Origin of the sequence: Streptomyces muensis (assembly GCF_021474425.1) — a bacterium.
GTDB lineage: Bacteria > Actinomycetota > Actinomycetes > Streptomycetales > Streptomycetaceae > Streptomyces > Streptomyces muensis.
Genome location: NZ_JAKEIP010000051.1, coordinates 1 through 24,835, shown reverse-complemented (window position 1 = coordinate 24,835; position 24,835 = coordinate 1). Strand labels below are relative to the sequence as shown.

At 69.1% G+C, this 24,835-nt stretch carries 21 protein-coding genes; 11 read left to right on the top strand and 10 right to left on the bottom strand.

Features of this window, described 5'->3' with window-relative positions; genetic code table 11:
- Positions 1–32: 32 nt before the first annotated feature.
- Positions 33–2,510 carry an MMPL family transporter gene (locus L0P92_RS15555; RefSeq protein WP_234763294.1) on the bottom strand — a complete coding sequence of 826 codons (2,478 nt, stop codon included), beginning with the start codon at positions 2,508–2,510 and terminating at the stop codon, positions 33–35.
- 392 nt (positions 2,511–2,902) lie between these two features.
- Here L0P92_RS15555 and L0P92_RS15550 point away from each other — a divergent pair, with 392 nt between their 5' ends.
- The gene (locus L0P92_RS15550; protein ID WP_234763293.1) at positions 2,903–3,928 is read left to right on the top strand and encodes an ornithine cyclodeaminase family protein; all 1,026 of its coding nucleotides are present in this window, start codon (positions 2,903–2,905) and stop codon (positions 3,926–3,928) included.
- 70 nt (positions 3,929–3,998) lie between these two features.
- Here L0P92_RS15550 and L0P92_RS15545 read toward each other — a convergent pair whose 3' ends face one another.
- The 3 genes from L0P92_RS15545 to L0P92_RS15535 all read right to left on the bottom strand — a co-directional run bounded on the left by L0P92_RS15545 (position 3,999) and on the right by L0P92_RS15535 (position 6,585).
- Positions 3,999–4,634, bottom strand: a complete 636-nt coding sequence (locus L0P92_RS15545) for a response regulator transcription factor (protein WP_234763301.1) — start codon at positions 4,632–4,634, stop codon at positions 3,999–4,001.
- Positions 4,634–5,854: a sensor histidine kinase gene (locus L0P92_RS15540; RefSeq protein WP_372497265.1), complete on the bottom strand. Its 1,221-nt coding sequence runs from the start codon at positions 5,852–5,854 to the stop codon at positions 4,634–4,636. Before L0P92_RS15540 ends, L0P92_RS15545 begins: the two co-directional genes overlap by 1 nt.
- Positions 5,855–5,922: 68 nt before the next feature.
- Positions 5,923–6,585: a DedA family protein gene (locus L0P92_RS15535; protein ID WP_234763292.1), complete on the bottom strand. Its 663-nt coding sequence runs from the start codon at positions 6,583–6,585 to the stop codon at positions 5,923–5,925.
- A gap of 477 nt (positions 6,586–7,062) precedes the next feature.
- Here L0P92_RS15535 and L0P92_RS15530 point away from each other — a divergent pair, with 477 nt between their 5' ends.
- The 10 genes from L0P92_RS15530 to L0P92_RS15485 all read left to right on the top strand — a co-directional run bounded on the left by L0P92_RS15530 (position 7,063) and on the right by L0P92_RS15485 (position 17,354).
- On the top strand, positions 7,063–7,185 hold the full coding sequence (locus L0P92_RS15530; RefSeq protein ID WP_234763291.1) for a lasso RiPP family leader peptide-containing protein: 123 nt from the start codon (positions 7,063–7,065) through the stop codon (positions 7,183–7,185).
- A 176-nt stretch (positions 7,186–7,361) separates the two neighbouring features.
- Complete coding sequence (locus L0P92_RS15525) at positions 7,362–9,209, top strand: asparagine synthase-related protein (protein ID WP_234763290.1); 1,848 nt, start codon at positions 7,362–7,364, stop codon at positions 9,207–9,209.
- Positions 9,190–9,447: a lasso peptide biosynthesis PqqD family chaperone gene (locus L0P92_RS15520; RefSeq protein ID WP_234763289.1), complete on the top strand. Its 258-nt coding sequence runs from the start codon at positions 9,190–9,192 to the stop codon at positions 9,445–9,447. Before L0P92_RS15525 ends, L0P92_RS15520 begins: the two co-directional genes overlap by 20 nt.
- A complete protein-coding gene (locus L0P92_RS15515; RefSeq protein ID WP_234763288.1) occupies positions 9,444–9,857 on the top strand; it encodes a lasso peptide biosynthesis B2 protein in 414 nt (137 codons plus the stop codon). The genes L0P92_RS15520 and L0P92_RS15515 overlap by 4 nt, the downstream gene beginning before the upstream one ends.
- A 17-nt stretch (positions 9,858–9,874) precedes the next feature.
- A complete protein-coding gene (locus L0P92_RS15510; RefSeq protein WP_234763287.1) occupies positions 9,875–10,720 on the top strand; it encodes a TauD/TfdA dioxygenase family protein in 846 nt (281 codons plus the stop codon).
- Positions 10,721–10,725: 5 nt separating this feature from the next.
- Positions 10,726–11,847 (top strand): hypothetical protein, encoded by a 1,122-nt coding sequence (locus L0P92_RS15505; protein ID WP_234763286.1) that lies wholly within the window; start codon positions 10,726–10,728, stop codon positions 11,845–11,847.
- Positions 11,844–12,569 carry a DUF6182 family protein gene (locus L0P92_RS15500; protein ID WP_234763285.1) on the top strand — a complete coding sequence of 242 codons (726 nt, stop codon included), beginning with the start codon at positions 11,844–11,846 and terminating at the stop codon, positions 12,567–12,569. Before L0P92_RS15505 ends, L0P92_RS15500 begins: the two co-directional genes overlap by 4 nt.
- Entirely contained in the window at positions 12,570–14,204 is a 1,635-nt protein-coding gene (locus L0P92_RS15495; protein ID WP_234763284.1) for a GH3 family acyl-acid amido synthetase, read from the top strand.
- Positions 14,201–16,543 carry a hydroxymethylglutaryl-coenzyme A reductase family protein gene (locus L0P92_RS15490; protein ID WP_234763283.1) on the top strand — a complete coding sequence of 781 codons (2,343 nt, stop codon included), beginning with the start codon at positions 14,201–14,203 and terminating at the stop codon, positions 16,541–16,543. Before L0P92_RS15495 ends, L0P92_RS15490 begins: the two co-directional genes overlap by 4 nt.
- A gap of 1 nt (position 16,544) precedes the next feature.
- On the top strand, positions 16,545–17,354 hold the full coding sequence (locus tag L0P92_RS15485; RefSeq protein WP_234763282.1) for a hypothetical protein: 810 nt from the start codon (positions 16,545–16,547) through the stop codon (positions 17,352–17,354).
- Between the two features lie 158 nt (positions 17,355–17,512).
- On the opposite strand, the gene L0P92_RS15480 is transcribed toward L0P92_RS15485, so the two are convergent.
- The 6 genes from L0P92_RS15480 to L0P92_RS15455 form a co-directional block, all read right to left on the bottom strand.
- The gene (locus L0P92_RS15480) at positions 17,513–21,202 is read right to left on the bottom strand and encodes a KAP family P-loop NTPase fold protein (RefSeq protein ID WP_234763281.1); all 3,690 of its coding nucleotides are present in this window, start codon (positions 21,200–21,202) and stop codon (positions 17,513–17,515) included.
- A 254-nt stretch (positions 21,203–21,456) separates the two neighbouring features.
- Positions 21,457–22,005, bottom strand: coding sequence for an SLOG family protein (locus L0P92_RS15475; RefSeq protein WP_273634040.1), 549 nt, complete (start codon positions 22,003–22,005; stop codon positions 21,457–21,459).
- Positions 21,992–22,474 (bottom strand): hypothetical protein, encoded by a 483-nt coding sequence (locus tag L0P92_RS15470; protein WP_234763279.1) that lies wholly within the window; start codon positions 22,472–22,474, stop codon positions 21,992–21,994. The genes L0P92_RS15475 and L0P92_RS15470 overlap by 14 nt, the downstream gene beginning before the upstream one ends.
- A gap of 252 nt (positions 22,475–22,726) precedes the next feature.
- On the bottom strand, positions 22,727–23,194 hold the full coding sequence (locus tag L0P92_RS15465; protein WP_234763278.1) for a hypothetical protein: 468 nt from the start codon (positions 23,192–23,194) through the stop codon (positions 22,727–22,729).
- Positions 23,195–23,598: 404 nt separating this feature from the next.
- A complete protein-coding gene (locus L0P92_RS15460) occupies positions 23,599–24,090 on the bottom strand; it encodes a nuclear transport factor 2 family protein (protein WP_234763277.1) in 492 nt (163 codons plus the stop codon).
- Between the two features lie 125 nt (positions 24,091–24,215).
- Positions 24,216–24,797, bottom strand: coding sequence for an isochorismatase family protein (locus tag L0P92_RS15455; RefSeq protein ID WP_234763299.1), 582 nt, complete (start codon positions 24,795–24,797; stop codon positions 24,216–24,218).
- Positions 24,798–24,835: the final 38 nt, after the last annotated feature.

The window sequence follows — 24,835 nt, the reverse complement described above, 5'->3', positions numbered from 1 at the left end:
TCCCTCCTCGCCGGAGGGACCTGCTCTACTGCCTACTGGTAGGAGTCAGGTCGCGTGGCATCGTGATGGTGCGGGTGGGGCTGCTGCGGGTTCGGGGCGTGGTTGGCGTCGTACGCCCCCGGCCCCTGCGGCCCGTGGTGGTGGGCGTTGTACGGCTGCCGCCCACCGCCCTGCGGCACGGGCGCGTACGCCTGCTGCGGATAGCCGACGCCGTCGTACCCCTGCGGATAGCCGACGCCGTCGTACCCCTGCGGGGACCCGGCCCTGTCGTACGCCTGTGGCGACCCGAATGTTGCGTGCTGCGGCTGCTCCGCGGCCCGGTGATGGACCGGTCCGAATCCGGCCGGGGCCGTGGTGACGGGCGCCAGGCGGCCACGGCGGCCGGCGGGGACCCTGCCCGGCCACCAGTTCCACCTGCCGAGCGCCGCCATCAGGGCCGGCAGTACGAAGATCCGGATGACCACGGCGTCGAGCAGGATGGCCGCCGCGAGCCCGACACCAAGCTGCTTGAACTCGACCATGCTCAGGGTGCCGAAGATGGCGAACACACCGACCATCACGATCGCGGCACTGGTCACCACGCCGGCCGAGCGTGTGATGCCCTCACGGACGGCGTCCTTGGTGGGGGCGCCCTTGAGCGCGGCCTCCCGGATCCGGCTCACCACGAACACGTGGTAGTCCATCGACAGGCCGAACAGTACGACGAACAGGAACAACGGGAGCCAGGAGACGACCGCGCCCGAACTGTGGAAGTCCAGCAGGCCCTCGGCCCACGTGTGCTGGAAGACCGAGACCAGCAGGCCGAACGAGGCGGCGGCGGAGAGCAGGTTCAGCAGGATCGCGGAGAGCGCCACGGCAAGTGAGCGGAAGATGAAGACCATGGTGGCGAAGGTCAGCAGCAGGACGAAGCCCACTACCCAGGGCATGCGCTCCTCGAGATGGCCGGTGAAGTCCACGCCCTGCGCGACCTTGCCGCCGACCGCGCTCTCGGCGTCGGGTACGTCGGCCATCGCCTGCGGCAGCCAGGTGCGCAGCACGTCCAGGGACTCCCTGGCCCCGTCGCTCTTGGGCTGGTACGGCGTTCCCACGTTGACCGTGTGGACCCGGTGGTCGGCGGACTCCTCGATCGTGGGCGTCTGGTCGTGCGCGAACAGCTTGTTGCCGGAGGTCCGCTCCAGCAGACCGCGCAGGGCCCGCTTCACCTCGCCGGCCTGGGACGCCGGGGCCCGCACGGCCACCTGGTGCACGGTGCCCTTGCTGGGGAACGCGGCCGTCAGCCGGTCCATCGCCCGGACGACGGGGATGTCCCGCGACAGGTCGTCGGATCCCGGCTGCTTCAGCTTCATGTCCAGGGCCGGCAGGGCCAGCAGCACCAGCGCCCCCACGGACGCCACGAGCGTGAGGATCGGCTTCGACAGCGCCGGGCGCAGCAGCGCCGGCCACACCCGCGACTCGCCGGAGCGCATGGTCAGGCGCCACAGGAACGGCACCCGCGGCCGGTCGACCCAGCGGCCCAGCTTGGCCAGGAGCGCGGGCAGCACCGTCACCGAGGCGAGCACGGCGACCGCCACGACGATGATCGAGCCGGTGGCCAGCGACGCGAAGGTGGCTTCGTTGGCGAGGTAGAGACCGGCCATGGACACGATGACGGTGGTGCCGGACACCACGACGGTGTGTCCGGAGGTCTCCGCGGCGATCTCGATGGCGTCGACGTGGGATTTGCCGCTCTGGCGCTCCTCGCGTTCCCGCTTGAGGTAGAAGAGCGAGTAGTCCACGCCCACGGCCATGCCCATGAGCAGGATGACGTTGCTCACGGCGCTGGTCTCCGGCATGACGTGCGAGGCCAGCGTCGACAGCCCGATCGCAGCGCCGACGCAGGACAGTGCCAGCACCACCGGCACTCCGGCGGCGATGATCGCGCCGAAGACGACAAGCAGGATCAGCAGGGTCAGCGGCAGGCTGATCAGTTCGGCCTTCTTGAAGTCCTCACCGAGCGTCTCCGACAGGCCCTTGGCCGTCGAGCCTGTGCCCACCTCGTCGATCCTCAGCCCCTCGTGGGCACGCTCGACGGCGGCACTGGCGTCGAGCAGCGGCTGCACCCGGCGGTCGGCGTTCTCGGTGTCACCCTTCATAGTGACCGGGACCAGCAGCGCTTTGCCGTTCGGCGAGGGGACCACCTCGCCCACGCTCGCCACCTCCGGGAGCTTCTTCATCCGCCGGATGACGTCCTGTGCCGCGGCCTGGGCGGCCGGCCGGTCCAGCTTCCCGCCGTCCTCGGCGGTGATCAGCACATTCTCCTCGGGCTTCTCGGTGAAGTGGCCCGAGTGCACGATCTTGCCGGCACGGCCCGATTCCTGGACTCCCGACTCCGCGTCGCTGATCTTGTTCGTGCCGACCGCCCCGCCGAGGAAGAGGCACGCGGCGACGAACACGACCCACAGGCCGATGGCGGACCACGGGTGCGTCGCGCTCCATCGCGCGATCCGCACCGTTGCCGGTTTTTTTCGCACCTTGCTTCCTTCCGTTGCTGCAGTTCCCGGCCCCAGGGCGCCGGTCCGATCCGACGGGGAAACGCTAGGTCCGCCGACATCGGCGGGAATAGGAGGTAAACCATCATGGTGCTCGCTGCTTTCCACATGTCGGGCATACGGAAAACCGCAGGGTCGACCCTGCGGAAAGCCGCAGGTAAAACCTGCGGGAAACCGTATCAACCCTGAAAAGCAATTGACCCCTAAAACTGGGCCCGTTACGTTCGTGAACGCGGATCGGCGGCACTCGCAAAAGGTGTCGAGAGGGTTGCTCGATTGGAATACATGCCGATCGCGGAGTGTAACGCGTAAAACGGCCAGTGTGTGTTTCTGGCAATGTGTTGCCAGAATGCGATGTCAGTCGAGGGGAGAATATGGAGACCACGGTCCTCACCCGGCAGCATGTTGCCAAGCTCGTCAAGGAGGGCGGCAACGACCGCTTCATGGACCGGATGATCGTCCGACTCCAGGAGGCATTCACCGCATCGGCGAAGGGAGTGACCCCGGCCCGCGACGGTTTTGTCCGCGGCCCCCGGAACGCGGCCATCCTCGAATGGATGCCCCATCATGATCCGGGACGCTCCATAACGATCAAGACGGTGGCTTACACCCCGTCGAACCCGGCCACATTCCACCTGCCCACGATCATCGGATCCCTCACCCGGTACGACGATGTGACGGGCCGTCTGCTCGCGGTCTGCGACGGCGTCCTGCTCACCGCGATCCGCACGGGAGCGGCGTCGGCGATCGCCAGCCGGCTCCTTGCCCGCCCGGACAGCCGGGTGCTGGGGCTCGTAGGTGCCGGAGCCCAGGCGGTGACCCAGGCGCACGCGCTCAGCCGGGTGTTCCCGCTGGAGCGGATCCTCGTCCACGACATCGAGCCGGCCCACGCCCGCTCCTTCGCGGACCGCGTGGACTTCCTCGGCCTCGACGTCCGTTCAGTCGACCGCGCCGAACTGGAGGCGGAGGCGGACATCATCTGCACCGTCACCTCGGTCGGTGTGGGGGAGGGGCCGGTGCTCAGTGGCGAGCACCTGCGCCGGCACGTGCACATCAACGCCATCGGGGCCGACCTCATCGGCAAGGTCGAGCTGCCCCGGTCGGTCCTGAAGTCGGCCTTCGTGACGCCGGACCACAGGGCGCAGGCGCTGCGCGAGGGCGAGTGCCAGCAACTGGAACCGGGCGACCTCGGCCCCGATCTGATGACCCTGTGTGCCGAGCCGGAGACGGCGGCCCGCTTCCGGGACCGCACGACCGTCTTCGACTCGACCGGATTCGCACTCGAGGATCACGTCGCCCTCGACGTGATCCTCGAACTCGCCCAGGAGGCGGGCATCGGGGACCAGGTCCAGCTGGAGCACCTGCCGGACGACGCGCTGAACCCCTACTCGTTCCAGTGAGCCACGAGCTCCGCTGCCCCGGGCCGCCGACGGCGTACCGGGCAGCGGAGCTCGCGGTGCGGGACCGGGGTCACGACTCCAGGTAGCGCAACACGGCCAGGATCCGGCGGTTGTATCCCGTGGCGTGGGCCAGTTCGAGCTTGTCGAAGATCGTGTTCAGGTTCTTCTCGACCGTGCTCATGGAAATGTGCAGCTTCTGCGAGATGGCCGCGTTGGTGTGCCCCTGAGCCAGGGTCTCCAGGACACTTCGCTCGCGCGGTGTCAGCCGAGCCAGTGGGTCGGTGTGCGTCGTGCGGATCACGAGCTGCCGTACCACCTCCGGATCGATGGCGGCTCCGCCCGCGTGGATCCGGTCCAGGGCGTCGAGGAACTCCTCGACCTGGGCGACCCGGTCCTTGAGCAGGTAGCCGACCCGTTCGGCGTTCGAGGTCAGCAACTGGGCGGCGTAGTTGCGTTCTATGTGCTGGGACAGCACCAGCACGCCGACCGGGGGCCAGCGCTTGCGGATCTCGAGAGCGGCGCGCAGCCCCTCGTCCGTGTGGGTGGGGGGCATACGGATGTCCACGACGACGATGTCCGGGGGCTGGGCCTCGACCTCGCGCAGCAGGGCGGCGGCGTCGCCCACTGCGGCGAGCACCTCGTGCCCCTCCTCGGTGAGCAGCCGGATCAGCCCCTCCCGCAGAAGGGTCGAGTCCTCGGCCAGCATTACGCGCACGGCAGCTCCGCAGTGATGGTGGTGGGGCCCCCGGAGGGGCTGTGGACGTACAGCCGGCCGTCCAGGGCGCCGACCCGGCTGCGCAGCCCGACGAGGCCGCTGCCGGCTGGATCGGCGCCGCCGACGCCGTTGTCCTCGACCCGGACGATCAGCACGGGCCCGTGCTGATGCACGCTCACGAAGATATCGGTGGCGCAGGAGTGCTTGGCGGCGTTGGTCACGGACTCGGACACGACGAAGTACGCGGCGGTCTCTACGGACGCGGGCAGCGGCACCGTGACACCGAAGTCCATCCGGATGGGGATGCTGCATCGTTCGGAGACCCCGGCGAGGGCCTCCTGGAGGCCCAGGTTGTCGAGCGCCGTCGGGTAGACGCGCCAGGCCACCTCGCGCAGATCGTTCAGTACTTCCTGCGACTCCCTGTGGGCCTGCTCCAGCAGGGCGTCGGCCTGTTCGGGCGTACGGCCGCCCCGGCGGGCGCGGCCCAGCAGCATGGCCAGCGCGACCAGACGCTGCTGGACCCCGTCGTGCAGGTCGCGCTCGATGCGGCGGCGCTCGCTGTCCACGGCCTGCAGCACCGCCGCCCGGCTGGTGGCCAGTTCGGTGATGCGCTGCTGCAGCAGCTCCCGCTCCGAGGGGCCGAAACAGTCGCGCGCCAGGCGGGTGTCGAGAGCCTCCAGCGAGAACAGGCCCTGCACGTCGAGGAAGAGGAGAACCCCGCCGAGCAGCACCTGGGTGAGCAGCTCCTGCCAGCTGAGCGTGCCCCTGGCGATGCCGGAGACGAGCAGCCCCGCGAGGAAGATGCCGAAGCCGAGCAGTGCGACGACGATGCTGGTCAACAGGCCTGTGTACGTACGTGCCGCGAGGTAGCGCAGTACCCGCTGGTCGGAGACCCGGCGGGTGGGGAAGCGGTCGCCGAAGAAGGCCGAGCGACGCCGCCGCTCCACCGCGACGAGCCGGCGCACTCCGGCGGTCAGCGCGGTCAGTGCATACCGCCGTGTCCGCGGCCACAGCAGAAGCGGACCCAGAGTGACGCCGACCGTGCCGAAGTACAGCAGCCCCAACAGCGCGGTGCAGCACCCGAGCACCACGCCCACGGCCCGGCGCGGAAACGAGGGGGGCCGTGCCGACGGTGCCTCACCTTCCGGTCGCGCGGGTCCCAGCGCTCCATGAAGATGCTGGGTGGTGATGTGAGCCGAGTCCCCCTGCACAGGCGCCGAGACTAGTCCGGCCGCACAGTGCGGGCAACATCGTTCGGACGCGGTGAGGACGGGCGAGGTCACGACGTGCGGCGGTGCTGCGCGGTGCTGCGGCTGCGCAGCCGGAAGACGATGTAGGTCACGAGGGCCGCGACGACCAGCACGACGACGACCTTGGAAATGATGCCGACATACGTCTCGACGAGGTCCCACTGGTCACCCAGCCAGTAACCGGCCATGACGAGCACCGAGTTCCAGATCAGGCTGCCCAGGGTGGTCAGGAGCAGGAAGACCGGCATCGACATGCGCTCGAGGCCGGCCGGCACGGAGATCAGGCTGCGGAAGATCGGCACCATGCGGCCGAAGAACACGGCCTTGGTGCCGTGCTTGGCGAACCACGCCTCGGTCCGTTCCAGGTCGGACGTCTTGACCAGCGGCAGCCGGGCCCAGATGGCGTACATGCGGTCACGACCGAACAGCATGCCGATCCAGTACAGGACGGCTGCGCCCACCACCGACCCCAGCGTGGTCCAGAACAGGGCGGAGAACAGGCTGATGACGCCCTGCCCCGCCGCGAATCCCGTCAGCGGCAGGATGACTTCACTGGGCAGGGGCGGAAAGAGGTTCTCCAGGGCGATGGCAAGCCCCGCTCCGGGGCCGCCCATGGTGTCCACGAGGTCGGCTGCCCACCCCGCGATTCCGCCGGCGGGCTCCTGGGGCAGAGCCAGGGTCATGAGGTCCATACGCGTTTCTCCAGACTGGTGGGGCGGACGCAGCGGACACGGGCCGCGATTCCTCACCACGCTAGAAACCGCAGTTCAGGTCGGGTATGAGGATTACCGTCGAACTTGTGCGGTTCTCCGCACCTCCCACCCTGCGGAAAACCGCAGGGTGGGAGGTGCGTCCGGGAACGCGTGTAGCCCTGGTGCCGTGACGGCGGCAACGCTCTTGGCACGTTCCTGCATCTGTGCGGATGGGGACACGGCGCCCCGGGTAGGCCCTGACGCTGCCCACGGCACTGGTTTCCGGCCGGTTCTTGGGCCAGAAATAGGAAATGACGCGGAGGTCCTGGCAGCAATGTGCCAGCGGCGGGATTTCGTTGACTCGGAAATTCCGTTCGGGCTAGCCTCGCTTCCGTCGGCGAGTAAATCCCGGGAAATACACGGGAGTTGACGAGTCGATGCGTTTAATCGGTGCGCAACACTGAGAGGAGATTTCCCATGGAGATCATTGAGCCGGAGACGGGTTACGAGATTCCGGAACTCGTGGAACTCGGCGACTACGACGACCTGACCAGGGGCGTCGGTATTCCGCTGGCCGACTTCTTCATCCACTTCGACTAAGTCGAGACCGGCTGAAGAAAGCGCGCCATGAAGGGCGGGATGCGGCGGGCCTGGTGTCCCCCGCGAACGCGGTCCGCCGCATCCCGCCCACTCGATCGCGGAGCCCCGGGAATCGGGAGCTGCTCAAGCGCGGAGGAACAATGGAAGCGGTATCGGCCCCCTGCAGGTCCTGGTTCATGGCCTTGCCGGACAGTGACGCCACCGGCGAACTGGTCGGCAGGCTGCGTTCCCACACGTCCTTCACCCACACCCATGCGTCGGGACGCCCCTGGATCATCGGCTCGGGGCCCGGCACGCGGCACGGGGTGGCATCCTTCGTCCACGCCGAACTCGGCACCACCCGGCTGCTGGTGACAGGCACCCACTCCCTGAGCGAGGAAGAACTGCGGACGTGGGCCAGGCGCATCAGGCACCTGTCCGACGTCGACAGGCTCGCCGCGTCCCTGGCCGGCTCCGTCCACGTCGTCGCCTCCGTCGACGGACAGGTCCGCGTCCAGGGCAGCGTCTCCGGAGTACGACGGGTCTTCTACGCCTCCGTCGAGGGGACGACGGTCGCCGCGGACCGGGCCGATGTGCTGGCCGCCCTCACCGGAGCCGGTCTGGACCCCGTCCGGATCGCCGCCCGCCTCCTGGCCATCACCCCGTCCGCGCTGATCGAACCGCTGTGGTCCGGTGTGGACGCCGTACCGCCCGACAGCTGGCTCCACCTCTCCCCACGCGACGAGACACGGGTCAGGCCGTGGTGGCAGCCGCCGGCGCAGGAACTCAGCCGGGCCGAGGGAGCGCCCGCCCTGGCCCAGGCGCTGCGGGACGCGGTCGACGCCCGGGTCCGTACGGGGACGACCGTGGGTTCGGACCTGTCCGGCGGTCTGGACTCCACCCCCATGAGCTTCCTCGCCTCTCGCGCGACCGAGGCCTCCGGCGGGCGGCTGGTCACCGTCCGGATAGGCGTGGCGGACCCCACGCACGACGACCACATATGGGCCGCGCGGGCGCAGTCGTTGCTCGACGGGGGCCACGTCACGCACACCGTGTTCCGGCCGGGGGAACTCCCCGACATGTTCGAGCGGGTCGCCCAGCCGGTCGTCGGCCTCGACGAGCCGACCCGCTGGATCCGTCCCGTCGCCCGGCTCGAGGAGACCGCGCGCCGGCTCGGCGCCGCCGGAGCCGTGGTCCATCTCACCGGACACGGCGGGGACGAGGTCCTGCCCGTCAAGCCCAACTACCTCCACGACCTCATGCGCAGACGGCCGGCGCTCGCCCGCGAACACCTCACCGGAATGCGGGCACTGCGGCGCTGGCCGATGTCCGGAGTACTGCGGGCGCTCGCCGAGCGCAAACCCTACGCCTCCTGGCTGATGGACCAGGCCGACAGCCTGGGCGACGCCTTCCCGGCGGGCAACCAGCCGCTGTTCGGCTGGGAGTACCCGCTGCGGCTGCCACCGTGGGTGAAGCGGGACGCCGTCCGAGCACTCGCCGACCGGATCCGTGAGCGGGCCGAGAACGCGCAACCCTACGCTCCGGCCAGATCGGCGCACACGACCATCGATCTGGCGCGCCAACTCGGCGCCGCGGTGCGGCTGGCCGAGACCGTCACCGAACGGGAGGGCGCGGTCCTGCAGGCCCCGTACCTCGACGACCGTGTCATCGAGGCCTGTCTCGCCGTACGCCCGGAGGAGCGCAGTTCCCCGTGGTCGTACAAACCGCTCATGGTCGAGGCAATGCGCGACACGATGCCTGCCGAGTCCCTGAAACGCGCGACCAAGGGCGAATTCTCCGACGACTTCTTCAAGGGACACCAACGGCATCGCGGCCAGTTGGCCGAGCTCTTCGACGACCCCCTGCTCGCCGAGCTGGGACTCGTCGACACCGGGACGCTACGGCACATGGCGCTTTCCGCCTATCCGCCCGGACTGCCCTGGTCGGCGCTCGACGCCACCATGGCGGCCGAGAACTGGCTGCGGGCGCGCACGCGGAGTTACGCATTCGACGAGGAGGACAACCGTGTCCATCAGCCTGGCTGACGGGGTGTCACTGGCCGAGACCGAGAGCGGGGCCGTGCTGCTCGACGAACGGTCCGGGCGCTACTGGCAGCTCAACGGTTCTGGCGCCAGGGTGCTGAGCGCCCTGCTGGCCGGCCAGACCGCCGCGCAGGCGGGAGCCACGGCCGCGAACGGCACACGGGTGCCGCCCGAGCGGGCCGAGGGAGATGTACGCGCGCTCCTGGAGAAGCTGCGGCAGGCGGGACTGGTGCGGGCATGAGCACTCCCGTCGCCATCACGGAACGGGTGCGCCTACCGCTGCACCACCGTCCCCTGCCCTGGCTCGCCGCTGCCGCGGCGCGGCTGCTCATGCACCAGCCACCGGCGCGGATCCGCAAGGTGCTGCTGTTCCTGCGCAGGGGGGCACGGCCCGCGACCGTCGAGGAGGCGCGGCGCAGCCGCCGGGCCGTCGTCGCGGTGAGCGTCTCCTGCGCGGGCGAGGGATGCGTCCAGCGCTCGATCGCCACCGCACTGCTGTGCCGGGTACGGGGGCACTGGCCCACCTGGTGTTCCGGCGTGCGGGTCGTCCCCTTCCTCGCGCACGCCTGGGTCGAGGTCGACGGTGAACCCGTCGACGAGCCGTACCCGCCCGGCTACCACACCGTGCTAATGCGGGTACCACCGCCATGAACAGGTCGCCCATGCTGATGACAGGACTGACCGAGTACGGTCTCGGACTGCGGATCGACGGCTTCTCACCGGCCGGTTCCGGCCCCGGCAACCTGGCCAGGCCGACCGTCCGGGCGCTGCTGCGGGAGTTCGGGGTCCTCCACTTCACGGGATTCCCGGACGACAACGACGCCTACAGCGCCTTCGCACACTGGTTCGGCCGGCCCGAACCCGTCTTCCCGGCCGAACACCAGGTGCCCGGCCACGCGCACATGAGACTGCAGACGAACGTACGCGGCCGCGGCGCGAACGCGGGCGGCCAGTACTGGCACGCCGACGGATCCTTCGCCGAGGTCCCCACGTCGGTGACGCTCCTCTACTGCGAGGAGGCACCGCAGGACGAGGGCGAGACGCTCTTCGCGGACATGCGACGGGCCTATCTGCTCCTGCCGGACGCCGTACGGGAGTCCCTGCCAGGTCTGCTCGGCAACTACCCGTGCCGGCAGATCGCCGCCCGCGACATGGAGCGGGCGGTCATGATGCGGACGGTCACCCTCTCCGAGGAAGACCGGCGAAGACAACTCGACCACCTGTACGACTTCACCCGCCCCCTGGTCGCCGAGGACCCCGAGACGGGCCGCAGGGCCCTGCACCTCAACCAGCACTGGCTGAGCGACGTCGTGGGAAAGCCTGACTCCGAGAGCCGGGAACTGCTGGGTCTGCTGTACGACACCGCGACGGCGCCCTCCAACGTGTACCGCCATCGCTGGACCGCGGGTGACCTGCTCGTATGGGACAACGCCTCCGTCATGCACAAGGCCGTCCCGGCCCCGAGGGGCCAGATCAAGACGACGCGCCGGATCACCATCGCCGGGGAGAAGTGAACCAGGTGCCCGATGCGCTGCCCGAACTCGTCGTGGCACCGGTGACGATCACCCCGACGAAACCGCTCACGCCGACCCACGTCAAAGGTCTGCTGTGGACCGACGTACTCGTCAAGGCGAGCGCCCAGGTCACCGGAGTGCGACTGGTGTGGAACAACCGCATGGCCACGCTCACCACCCAGTCGGCGGCGTTCTGGCACCACCTCGACCTCACCGAGCCGGACACGGACTGGAGCGGTGAGTCGGCGACCCGGATTGGCGAGCGGTACGTCCGTTTCCACGCCGAGCGCAGGGAACCCGACCCCCGGGCCCTCGACGGCTACCTGGCCCGCGCCGACACGGCCGGCTGGATCCACCCCGCCGGCCGCCGGATGCTCGAACTGTGGCGCGACGAGCTGGAGTTACTGGGCGTCGGGGACCTGGGACTCGCCGACGACCGTCCGCTGGCCGCCACGGCCGCGACGACGGTCGCCGCTCTGGCCGACCGGGGCCTGCTGATCGACCACCGGCGCTTCGGCGGCCCCGTCTATCTGGACGGCCCCCGCTGGGGCATGCCGGTGCGGCAGCTGATCGGCAGCGACGGGCATCCCAACTACCTGCTGCCGATCCTGCGTGAGCTGATCCCGATGATCCGTGAGGACCGGACGTTCCTGCTCGTCCACGACCACGACCTCACCGCCGACTACCTGTTGCTGGACCGCCTGCTGACCGGGTTCGGGGCGCGGGTGGTACGTGTCGCCCTCGGCAGGGTGCCGCTCGGCGGAACAGTGCGTTCGAGCCGGTACGGAGGCTGGAAGGGAGCGACGCTCGCCGACCTCTCCTCCGTCTCGGGCACGGCGGGCCGGGCCGCGTACCGGCTCGGGATGCGGCTGTACTTCGCCGGAGTGCTGCACCGGCGCTCCGTGCAGTCGTTCCGGATGCACCTGCTGCGCCGATGCGTGGGGCGCGCCGCTCGCCTGCTCGACCGGCCGCCGGGCGGCCACGATGAAACGGCCGCCCGGCTGACGGCCGCCCTCTCCCGGTTGCAGGCCCAGTTGGGTTACGTCGACCCGTACCGGCTGACGGTGTCCCTGCTCGGCAAACAGGCCGTCCCGCTCGTCCCCGCGCTCCGGGCGATCTACACATGAGCGGGACGCCGACCGTGGAGCCGACCGACACCGAGCTGCTGACAGCCGCCGCGCAGGCCCGGGCGCGGGCCGTCGGGGACGGGCTGGGCGACCGCGCGGTCCAGCGCGGGCTGACCGTCGCCGTCGCCGTGGCCGATCTCGACGTGGCGGCGTTCATCTCGGGCGCGGCCGCTTTCGCCCTGGCGACCCCGGCCGACCTGGCGGACGGGTGGTACCGGACGTTCACCAGGACCGTCTACCTCGCCGGCCGGCCCGACAGCGTGGCCGCCCGGCATCCGCACCGGTACGCCACGGCCGACGGAGACCTGGCCTGGTACGGACCGCAACCGCGCGGCGAGCTACGGCCGCTGTCGCGTCTGCTGCGTGCCTTCCGCGGCCCTGGGCTGATCGACGTGCCGAAGGAGCCGCTGACCGTGGCCGTCCCCGGAACTCCCTCGGGGCACGTCGTGGACGCGGCGGTCGCTACCGGTGGAGTCAGCACCACCGAGTACCTCGTTCACGTGCATCACCTGATCGCGGAGGCGGCGCTGCGTGGGCTGGTCCGCCCCGGCGACATCCTCCGTGTCGAGCACCGGCCCGCACTCGGCACAGCCGACTTCCGCGACGCCCTCGACCCCACCCGGGCCGGCTCTGTCCAGACGCGGATCGCCGGCGGGACCGCACCCGACCGACCGCGCCTGTACGGCGTGCTGACCTCGAACCGCCCCGAAGGAGGCGACTGAATGCAGGCCGAAAGCGTGCTGGCGGAGCACCGCCGACTTCTGGACAGCCTGAACCACCCCCAGGAGGTTCAGCACGACCTGCTCACCGGCATCCTGCAGCAGAACGTGCACACGGCCTTCGGCCGTGAGCACGGGCTGGCCGCCGTCCGCACCGTCGACGAACTGCGGCGGGCGGTGCCGATCCGGACCCATGCGGAACTCATGCCGTGGATCGAGCGGACCATGGACGGCGAGAAGAACGTGCTGACCGCCGACGACCCGGTCGTGTACTTCTCGTCCAGCGGGAGCACCGGCCGGGAGAAGCACATCCCGGTCACACCCACCTACATGCGGCGGACCTTCCTGCCCTTCTACCACGCCGCCTTCGCCCCGTTGCTGCGGACGCTGCCCCAGGCACTCGCAGTGCCGAACGGTGTGCTGAACCTGTGGCAGGACCCCACCGCGCCGATCACCCGGACCAGGAAAGGCCAGCCACACATCGGCGCCAGCCAGGTCGACTACCGCAAGTTCGGTGAGGACTCGGCCGTCGGCCCGGGCAACGACGCCGCGTGGAGCCGCATCCCCGACGAGCTGGCCGCGGCCGGTCCCTGGGACCGTGCCTACTACAAGTTGCGCCTCGCCGCGGAACAGGACATCCGGTTGCTCATCGGCATCAACCCGGCCATGGTCGCCGCCCTGCCGTACCAGCTGCGGGAACTGTGGCCCCGGCTCGTGGAGGACATCAGGGCCGGGACCCTCGACGGCCTCCCGCACACCACACCGAACCCGGAACGCGCCGACGAGATCGAGCGTTTCGCCAAGACGTTCGGCACGGTCCATCCGTACCACCTGTGGCCGCGGCTGACGGCGATCATCGTCTGGAACAGCGCGCTCGCCTCCCTCTACCTCCCGCGGGTCCGGGAGACCTACGGACCGGGGGTCCAGTTGTTCTCCGCGCCGGTCGCGTCCTGCGAAGGACCGGCCGCCGTTCCGGTCGACCGGCATCGCGGCGCGCCGCTGTACCTGCCGGGCTGTCTTTACGAGTTCGTCCCGGCTGACGGGCCTGTCACCGCCGACAGCCAGACCCTGCTCGCCACCGAGCTGGAGGAGCATCAGGACTACCACCTCGTCTTCAGCCATGTCGGCGGGATGTACCGGTGCGCCGTCACCGACGTGGTCCGGGTCGTGGGCCGGGCCGGCCGCACGCCGCGCATCGAGTACGCGGGACGCGACATCACCCGGTCCGCGGCGGGAGAGAACCTGACCGAGGCCACCGCCGTCCGCGCGCTGCACGCCGCCTGTCTGGACACCGGCGCGGAAATCCGTAACGCGACCTTTCACCTCGCTGCCGAAGGGCACGGGAAGGGCGGGCGCTACCAGGTCGCCGTCGCCTTCGCGGGGCCGGCGGCACCGGAGCTGGCCACGGCTCTTGACGCGCGGCTGACGGAGCAGTGCCACGGTTACCGGGCCGGACGGCAGTCCGGGCTGATCGCACCGGCCGAGGTGATCACCGTGCACGAGGACGCCTTTCTGCGGGAGTGGGAACGCGCCGTGCGCGCCGGGCAACGCCCGCCTCGGGTCAAGGACCGGGTCTTCCTGCCCGACGAGAACGCGTGGGCGAGGATTACCGCCACCCGGCCGGAGGCCGCCGCATGACCGACGTCATCCCCGGCCGAGGGCAGTACACCGAAGCCGCCCGCAGACAGCGCCTGGCCTGGCTGCGCGAGCGCAGTGGCACAGAGCTGGAGTCGCTGGAGACCACCGGCCTGAACGCGCAGAACCTGGTCGGCAACGTGGAGAACTTCGTCGGTTCGGTCGAGGTGCCCGTGGGCCTCGCCGGCCCCCTGTTGTTCGTGGGGGACGCGGCACGCGGGAATGTCACGGCTCCGCTGGCCACGACCGAGGGCGCGCTCGTCGCGTCCGCGTCTCGCGGCGCCCGCGCCCTCACGCAGTCCGGAGGTGTGGTGACGAAGGTGCTCGCGCAGCGGATGACCAGGGCGCCCGCCTTCGAGTTCCCCGACATCGCCACCGCGCAGCGCTTCACCGGCTGGCTGCATGAGCAGCGCGGCCGACTCGACGAGCAGGTCCGCCTGGTGTCCCGCCACGCCCGCCTGGTCGACGTCGATCCGTACCAGATCGGCCGTCACCTGCACGTCCGCTTCGTCTTCGAGACCGCGGACGCCGCCGGGCAGAACATGACCACGGCGGCGACCTGGCAGATCTGCCGCTGGCTGACCGACGCGCTCGCCGGCGAGGACGGCCTGCGCCCCCGGGCCATGCTGCTGGAGGGCAACCTCAGCGGCGACAAGAAGGTCACCGCCGCATCCCTGCTGTCCGGCCGCGGCACCCGGGTGACCGCCGAGTGCCGGCTGCGTCGCGACGTGGTGGCCGCCGTCCTCAAGACCGCGCCGGAGGCCATGGTCAAAAGCCATGTCACGACGGTCCTCGGGGCGCAGCAGGGCGGAACGACCGGCTACGGTGTCAACGCGGCCAACATCGTGGCGGCGCTGTTCGTGGCGACGGGCCAGGACGTGGCCTGCGTCCACGAGTCAGGGGTGTCGATCTTCTCCCTGGAGATGGACGGCGACGACCTGGTCGCCACGATCCTGCTGCCCAACCTGGTCGTCGGCACCGTCGGTGGCGGCACGGCGCTGCCGCACCAGCGTGACCTGCTCACGACGCTCGGCTGCGCAGGAGCGGGCGGCGTACGCCGGTTCGCGGAGATCGTCGCCGGGTTCGCCCTCGCCCTCGACGTATCGACCATGTCGGCGGTGGTCAGCGGCCAGTTCGCCGAAGCGCACCAGCGGCTCGGCCGAGCCCGGCGCGTCGACTTCCTCCAGGCCGGCGACCTCGACGCGGCGCTGCTGCAACCGGTCCTCGCGCAAGGGCTCGGAGATCCAGGCCTGCACGTGGCCCGGGTGAAGCAGGCCCCGCAGCTGGTCGGCGACGGGATCTCCAGCGAGCTCGGTGCGCTCGCCGAGCGCCGCAAGGTCACCGGCCTCCACCCGCTGACGGTGACTTGGACCCCCGGTGGGGGCACACCTGTCACGGTCGACCTGGTGGCGAAGATCAAGCCGCGCGGGGAGGACATCGTCGCCGGCATCGCGAAGGTGCTCTCGCTGTGCGGACCGGAGGTGCACCGGGCCTGGAGCCGCTGGGGTCCCGACGCCGAGTTCACCGATGCCCACCGCCGTGAGCTGTCGGTGTACCGGCGTACGGAGAGCGCGCTGACGGACTTGCTCCCGCGCTGCTACGGCCTGCTGGAGGACGACGAGCGCGAGGCCTACGTCATCCTCATGGAACGGCTACGCGACGACGGCGGCCCATGGGCCCACAACCGGATCGACGCTGTACTGCGCGCCGTCGCCCGGGTCCACGGACATTGGCTCGGCCACGACCAGGACCTGCTTGCCGACGGCTGGCTGCACCGGGTCCCGGAGCCGGCGCACCTGGCCAAGTCCCGTGAGCTGTGGGAGGCGCTGGTGCGGCACGCCGCCGCGGACCTGCCAGGCCTGCTGGACCCCCGTCGCGAGGGTCTCCTGCTCGGCATCATCGAGGAGGCCGAGCACTGGACGCAGGAGCTGTACGCATTACCCCGGACACTGATCCACAACGACCTCAACCCGCGCAACATCGCGGTCCAGGACGGGAGGGTGGTTGCCTACGACTGGGAACTCGCCACCGTCGGCCTGCCCCAGCGAGACGTTGTGGAACTGCTGGCGTTCACCCTGCCCCCGGACGCGACCGCGGCCGACGTGGACCGCTTCCTGACGGTGCACGCGCGGGCGGTGGCGGCGGTGTCGCCGGCAGCGGCGGCGCTGGTCGCCGGCTGCGACTGGCGGCGTGGCTACCGGCTCGCCCTGCGGGAGTTCCTGACGACCCGTCTGGCGCTGTACGCCGCCGGGCACACCCAGCGTGAGTTCGGCTTCCTGCCGCGGCTGACGCGGACCGCGTTTCGCCTGTGGCACCTCGAACAGGCACAGGACGGCGGGTGAGATGAAGCAGACGCGGGCAGCGGTGGTCGGCATTGACGGCACCGGCAAGACCACGGTGCTGCGCCACCTGCACGAGCGGGACGACATCGCGGTCATCCACGCCATACGGGCCCACGAGGACCCGCGAAGCCCCTGTGCCGACCTGTCCACGGCGCTGGCCGGCGCCTCGGCGGCGGCGGACGCACTGGGCAGAGTGCAGCTCAAGGTCGCCGTGCTGTACCTGCAGTTGTGCCTGTACGGCCCGTCGGAGCGGCAGGCGGTGGGCCGGAGCCGGTTCCTGCTCGCTGACCGCCACCCACTTATCGACCCACTCGTGTACCTGCCGTTGTTCGGGCGTATCGAAGCGCACCCCGATCCCGGCGGCGATGTGGAGGCATGGTGGCACAGGCAGGACCCGGACGCCGCGCGGGCTGTGCGCGACTGGCTCCGGACGTGTTCGGGGAGTACGGATCCCTGGCCGCTGGGCACTGAGCTGCTGAGGTTGGGGACGCGGCCGCGGCGGGAGATCCTGGACGTGCTGAGCCGGCGGTTCGGCGTCGCTCTGCCGCACGGTGTCCTGCTGTTCGACCTGCCGGTGCCAGAGGCGCTGCGACGCACAGGGGAACGCACGCGAGGCAGCGAACTCCATGAGACTGCGGCGTTCCTGTCGGCGACGCGGCAGCGTTATGACGCGGTGCTGACGTGGCTGCGGGAGATCCGGCCCGACATCACCGTGTACCGCGTCGACTGCTCCCGTCGCTCCGTGGCCGAGGTGACGGACAGGGTGCGCGGGTTGCTCGACGTCCTCGCCGGGTATCCCACGTCGACGTAGCAGCGGCGAGGTGCGGCCGCGAGTGCGGGCTCGGTCGGCCGGAGACCGACAGGAAGCACGAGCCCAGACCGATCAGAACCGCCGGGCCGCATGACCAGCGCCTCTACGTAAACAACTGTACGGTGCGGCCTTGGGGGGTGACTGACCCCGTCGGCCCCCTAGTCGTCGTTGCTGCGGCTGATGCGGCGCGTTCTCAGCAGACCGGTGCGCTCGGTGCGGTAGCCGACGGCCGTCAGTGCCTTGATGCCGCGCTCTTCGAGGCTGCGCCACTTCTTGCCGCTGGCTTCGACGGCCTCGCGCGCGGCCTTACCCATCCCCTTGGGGACGGACTCCATCAGCTGCGGCAGGTACTGGATGGCGAGTTCTGCAGATCCCTGGTTGGCCTCGAGCATGGGCAGGAGGATCGTCTGGATCAGGTCGCGGCGGGCGCCTGGGGTCGTGACGTTCGCGGCCCGCCACAGGTCGAGAACGGCGCGGCGGTCGGGATTCCTTGAGGCGCGGGCGTACCGCTCGATCAGCAGTTCGGCCGTAAGGGCGTCCGGAAGCGATGGCCATCCGGCCGAGGTCAGCATCTGCGCCGGCAGACGAGTGCCCGGGCCTGCCAGCAGATCTCTCCAGAAGCCGGCCTGGTCCTGCGCGGGCAGAGCAGCCAGCCGTGACGCCACTGCCTGAAGCAACGCAGCGTCGGCCTGCATCGGCGACAGTTGCCGCAGCCCCGCCGAGACGGCCTTGAGCAGCTCCGATGCCAAAGGCTGTTCGAGCGCGATCCACGCGGCCAGTGTTTCGCCGGCGTACTCGGGACAGCGTCTGGCGTAGTCGGCCATGTCAGCCGCCGTCGGCAGCGGCTGAAGACCTTCCCTGGCAACGCCGCCGGTCACCAGCAGGTGGCGAGCCCGGACCTGCAGGCGGGTGTGCTCATTCCCGGGCAGCCAGCCGCCCTCGTCAAGTGCAGTTACCAGAGCGCGGGCTTCCTCGGGGGACAACGGAGCCGGACCAGGAGAACCCAGGTCACGCAGGCAGTCGTTCACGAGGGACTCGATGTAGGTCACGATCGTGCTGTCGTCGGAAACGAGGAGGCTCTCCCCGTCGGTGAGCAACCGGGTGACATTTGCCGCCTGATGGCGGACGAAGGCCGCACGCTGCAGCAGCCCGCTGTTCTCCAGTGGCTGTAGCACGACGAGCAGCCGCAGTTGCTCCTCGGCTTCCTCGTCGGTCGAGGGTTGGGACAGCGAAGGCAGGACGAAAGGCGTGATGTGCGGATGTCGGCCCGGAGGCTGGTCGTCGAAGAGCCTCATCAAGCTGTCCGCGGCGCGGCCGACCTCCTCGGGTTTCGGAGTGCTGTCGGGCGCGCTGGCCAGTGACCACAGTTTCTTGAGCGAGGTGTCGAACTCGACGGTCATTTCGGCGATGGGTGATCGCGGATCCAGCAGACCCAGCCACGTCGGCCAGTGGCTGATCGAACGTCGGTGGACGCTGGACAGCACCGCCCGGGCCAAGGCGGGCTCCTGCACGATGGGGATATTGTTCGCGTTTCGCTCGACGATGTCCCGGCCTGATTTGCTGTCCAAGGCCAGCAGCAGTCCTACAACGGCGTGTGCCGCTTCAGGACATTCCTCGCACCAGTGCTCCAGAAGCTCCTCCAGCCTCCGCAGTGCCTCGTCGGGAGACGCCGGCTCTGTAGGCGGGGCCGACGGTACAGCTGTCGGCTGGCCTTGCGCTTTCGTCCATTCTTCATGCGTCTCGATCAGCACCCGCAGTTCCTTGGCGACGTGGGGCCCGACCTGCTCCATGAGGATCGCCGCTTGGGAAGAGGAGAGTGCGGCGAGCATGTCAGCCATGTCCTCCTCCTCACCCAGCAGATGATGCGACACCAGCTGTTGCACGAGGCCGGGGTCTGCTGCGAGGGCCGGCTCGACCTGGCGAATCACCATGGCGGCGGTGGCGGAGCTGTCTCGGACGGAAGAGTGCCCCAGGACGATCGTGCGCATCTCGACTGCCGCCGGACGGTCACTTGCCACTGCCAGACGCCAGCATCCTGGCAGCACCTCGTCCGGCAGCGCGTGCGGGGAATTCGCCAGGATCGGGGTGAGTGTCTCGACCGCGGTGTCCGCCGTGCCGTCCAGGGAGACGGCTGTGTCACCGCAGACGGCCAGGACGGCATGGGCCACGTTCTCCTCCTCCAGACCGATCGCGTCCCGCGCCTGCTGCAGGAGTAGAGCCAGCGCGGCAGAGCGGTCCTCGGCCGGAAGACCGCCGACGGAGGAGAGCACCGCGTCCAACTCGGCGTTCTGGGCCTGCTGCTCCAACGTCTCGGCCACAGTGGCAGGCAGTTGGAACACACTGCCGCTGGTCTCCATGAAGATCAGATCACGCCCTGGGCCCAGCACGTTCCGTGTCTTCTTGAGATAGGCCACCAGCTGCTGGCCGTGGTGCTTTCGGACGTCGGCCGCCTTCCTGTCCTCGTTCTCGTGCTCGTCAAGGTCTTCAGGGGCACTGAGAAGTTGGTCGACGGGTGCGTTGAGGTTCGCGTAGCGGCGGGCGGCGTCCTTGACTCGCTCGCTCACGGGGCCCAGATCGGCCTCGGGGTTGGCACCCAGCGCCAGTACGAATGCGCACAGCCGGTGATCGAGCAGCAGATCCCTGGCGAACAATGGGAACTCCACCCGAAGACAGACCAGTTTGGCGATCTCCTCCACCCGCCTGGCAGGGTCAATCTCCAACAGTCCGTCCGCAGCCCGCCGCTGAGCCAGCCGGTACGTCAGGACGAATGTGTTCAGCAGCGCCTTGACTCGGCGGGGACTGCGCACATGCGAGGGCACGAGAATGCTCACCACAAGGTTGACGTCCACTGCCGCCCACACCCCGCCCCGCCCACGAACCAAGTCGGCGGCGAAGCTGGTCACCTTCGGCACCAGCAGCGGAGGGAGACTGAGCTGGTACTGGAACACCTTGTCCAGGTAGCCGCTTCCGCTGCTGTAGTACGGGTTGACGGCATCTTGGGGCGTGGCCTGTTCCAGAGCACGCGTGAGTGCCTCTTCCAAAACCTGCTGGTCGGCGGCGACGACGAAGACGCAGCGGTCAGCTCCCAGGAACGTGCGCAGGGCGTCCAGCGTCGCCACGACATCGGAGGGCTTACAGCGGTCCAGCTCATCGACGAAGACGACGAGCCGTTCTACGCGGGAGCGCGTGACGAGGTCGGCGAAGAGCCTTTCGAACTGCTCATCACTGTCGGCTGCTTCCGTCTTGTGCTCGCGTGTGAGCGTCCGCGAGACCAGGACCATCAGAGACGTCAGCAGGGCCGCCGGCGCGATACCCGCCTTCAGTGCTCCAGCCAGCATGTTGGCGAACGTCGGCCGGAAGGCCCCTCCGTGCAACCAGGCAAAGAGCGCCATCGTGATGGCGAAGAAAGCGACAACAGCGCCGAACATCCAGCCGAACATCTTCAGCAGGCGCCACACAGCGCCCCGCTCGAACTGAAGCTTCACGGCGACCCGTCCGCCATAGAGTTCGTCGTGGAACTTTGCGTCCTTGATCCCCAGGGCGGTGGCGACCGCCATGATGAAGTTCCTGCGCAGCGGGTTCTCCGCGTACTTGAAAGCGTCGAACCGCACAAAGCGCACGTCCCGTTGCTTCTCGAGCAGCCCTCTCAGGAGATTCGCCACCCCCGACTTGCCGCTGCCCCAAGGTCCCCATACGGCGATGTTGGTCGGCGTGGGGACGGACAGCACCACGTCGTACAGCTGCTCAGCGATGTGACTGTGAGCCAGCCGGTCACCCTGGGCGTTGTCGACCTCGCGGTCCCGGATCAGGTCGTCCGGCTCTATACGGCTGCTGTCCCCTTGTGCCACTGCTGCCCCGCTCTCGGGCTTGTGCCCACGTCCCCCTGAAGTGCGCGGCCTGTACCGGTACTTCACCTGGGTAACACGATAAACGGCACCACCGACAACAGGTCGTTCCAGCGTTCGGATGTCTGCTTGGCAGCACACGGCGGGCCTGTGGCCCCAGATGTCGTCGACGCTGGCTCAACCAGCGACTGGCCACTGCCAAGGATCGTCCGAGGGTCTCGTCCCACGTGCCCGGGGGCGGGACCTGTCAGCATCCCCTATTCAGTCCCGCTGGCATCGTCGTCACCTTGAACAGCGAGCCAGGCCTGCCGGGCCACATCGAGTTCGTCACGCAAACGGCCCCTGCGCCATTCAGGGAACTCCTCCAGCAGCAGCCACCTTCCGACATCGGGGTCCGGCCCGGTCACAAGCCAGGTGGGAACATCGATCAGCAGACCGCGCAGACACATGTCCGACGTGCCGCCAGACCCGGGGGCCAGGCGAGCATGGAAGGCGATGATCAGCTGTGGTTGCTCCCGCAAGAGCATCCGGGTGTTCCGCTCTGGCCCGGCCGAGCGCCAGGTCCTCGGGTTCGCGCGTCGTTCGGCCTGCCAGTCCACCGGGTGACAGCGGTGTCGGTCATCGCCGAGTCCGTTCCGTTCGCACCAGATGTGCGCCGCCCAGTCCGCACCTGACGCGGCGCCCTCGATCACGACGAGCCGATCTCCGGCACGCGCCTCCAGGCGGTCCAACACCGCGGCGACCGTGCCGGGCCAGGCCCACCGCCGGTCGCCGCACACCAGTACGCGGGGATCAGCCAGTTTCATGTGGGTCCCTGTCCTCCCCGGCCTCGATATCGGCCAGCGTCTCCTGAACCGCTTCGTCGTGCGGCGTGAAGGACGAGGAGTCGGTCTTCCGTTCCTCACATTCCGCAATCGCGAGAGCGTCCTCGAGTCCCCTCATTTCCCGCTCGCTGATCAGTGAGGCAATGGGCCCGGTGACGTCGGTGAACACGATGCGCTTTCCGGAATCGGAGATCCTTCGGACAAGGTCTCCGAGCGACGTCGGCAGTCGCGAAACGGGGACGTGGTCCGGGACACTCAGCGGTGAATCCAGCCAAGCACAGGTGTGGAGCATGACATTCAACGCACATCCCTGACGGGCTGCTTCCGTGGAACGATCGCGAGCCAATGCTTCTTTGATCGCCTGGCTCAAGAACTCCTCCGTGCTCTTTCCCGATGCTTTGGCCCAGGCACGGATTCGTCTCTTCACTCCAGGCGCGAAGGGGATGCTCATCCGTAGCATCCCGTCCGGGCCTGGGAAGAGAGTGCACAGCACGTCAATGGGAAGGGAGTCCTGGAGTCGTCTCCATACCTTCTTGATGGCACGCTCCTCGTCTCGTGCAGATACGAGAACGGCGATGCTCTTTCCATTGGATGACGCTGCCATCGGCATACCGCTGATCCGCCGCGCTGCTTTTAGCTCGACTCCGCGTACGGTCCGAGTCAGGATGATCTCGATTGCGTGCAGAGGCACAGTAACTCCAGATCAGTAGAGCGAGATGGGGCCGTCCGGAAGCCAACCTTCCACGTATCCGGCGATCAGAAGAGCTACCCCTTCAGGGGATACGTCACGATGGCGAGCCTTGAGCTCGCTGATTTTCCATCGGGCGTGTGACGGAGACATCGCTTGAAACGAGTCCGACTCTTCCGCGCTGATCCGCACGACGTAAACGCGGGAAACGGTTTTCTGATCATGTTCCCAGCAGTCCGAATCCCGTGTTTCGTGAATGCCGTAGAGGGATCCGAAGCGAGGGTTCGTGATGTGAAATCGCTCGGTGAGATGCTGGGTGGCCCCGTCCTTGAAACCAGTGCCGGCGGCGAGCAGTGTCTGCGGAACTGTCCAGCCGCCGCAGCACCCGCCGCACAGCATCAGGCGATCTTGATCATCCAGGAGCAGCAGGAGGATGCGACGGTCGACTACCGACGGGGCTGACGGAGCGTGGGAGGTTGCCATGCGGTCCAGGCTGACGGCTAGCTACTCAAGTAGCAATCTGGGTGCCGTCCCCGGGGTGACAGGTTCACTCGGGCAGTGCCGTGTGTACCGAAAGCCGCGGCCTGCCCTGGTCGGCGTGCACAGGTTGCACTGAACCCGGGCATCGCACAGCACCCTGTGCACACGTCGTGAGCTGCGAAAACGCTGAAAAGCGTTTGGGATTCGAGGCTGATGCGTTTTGGGGCGTCGCACGCCACCAGGTCTGACCTGCGGCGACGGAATTTCCCACACATCCCACGAAGGCGACGAACAAACGGATCTCGCGGAGATCCGGCGCCTAGCCTAGCGGATGCGGGATCGGTCGTGGGCAGGTTCTCGTTTGCGCAGGTCAGGCGTGGCTCTGCGGTGGCCGCTCCGGTGCGGGGCTAGGAGGTGCGGGCCGGGTCGAGGTCGGCGGGTAGGCGCGGGGGAGTGCCCCGGGTCCAGGTCACTCGGAGGGAGGTGGCGGAGATGCGCCAGCCGTCGGATGTTCTGGTCAGTTCGGTTTCGGTGTGGCCGGCGGAGATGAAGACGTCGGACGAGCCGTCGGCCAGGACGTGGGTGCTGAGCTGGGCGCCGCGGGCCGTGGCCCGGGGGCCGTCGATCTCGATGACGGTGTTGGTGCCGAGGTGCACGGTGCGGTCGAACAGGGCCATTCCCTGGCGGACGCGGGCCAGCAGGGCATCGCGGCCGTGGACGGTGCCGATGGGCATCTCCGCGGTGACGTCCTCGGTGTGGAAGGCGCCGGCCCATTCCTCGTCGAAGACGCCGTCGTCCAGGGAACGCAGGTAGCGGTCCAGCAGGTCGGTGATCTCGGCGCGGTCGGTCAGGGTCTGCAACTGTCGCTGTTGCCGGCGCTGTGTCTCTTCGGTGTCCATGACGGAAGGCTCCTTCCTCAAGCTTGCTTGAGGTCAAGGGGAGCCAGCCCCCGGGGTCCGGGAGTTGGGGTCCGGGGGTCGGGCGTGTCGGGTCCTACCCGTCGCGTCCCCTCCGTCCCGGCCCGTCAGACCAACTCCCTCCCCGACGCGACCACCACCCCGTACGCGTCCGCCACGGCCGCCAGTGCGCTGCGGTGCAGTTCGTCGGCGGTGACGTCGACGATCGACCTCGTGGCGCAGGTGTCCGCCGGGACCGTGGGCCTGTTGCCGCGCAGCGCCGCTGACGCGGATGTGTACGCGACGCACATGTGGGTCATGAACCCGGCGATGATCACGGACTCGTTCCCGGCCTCGTCCACGAGTTTGCCCAGGTCGGTGCCGTGGAAGGAGTCCGGGGCCTGCTTGACGACCACGGGTTCGCCCTCGATCGGCGCCACGCTCGGGTGGATCCGGCCGATGTCCTGGCGGATGTCGTAGAGCGAACCCTCGCCGTCGTCGTGCTGGACGTGGATGATCGCGGCGCCGGCCGCGCGGGCCCGGGTCAGCAGGTCCGCGGCCGCCTCCAGGGCGGGCTGCCAGCCTTCGAGTTCCATCGCGCCGCGGGTGTAGGTGTTCTGGTAGTCGACGAGGACGAGGGTCGAGGACGCGAGGGTGGCCGGCGTGCTGGTGTCGGCACCGGCGAGTTCTCGCAACGTCTTGCTCGGCACGGTCTTCTCCAAGGGGTGGGGAGTGGGTGGGGAGTGGG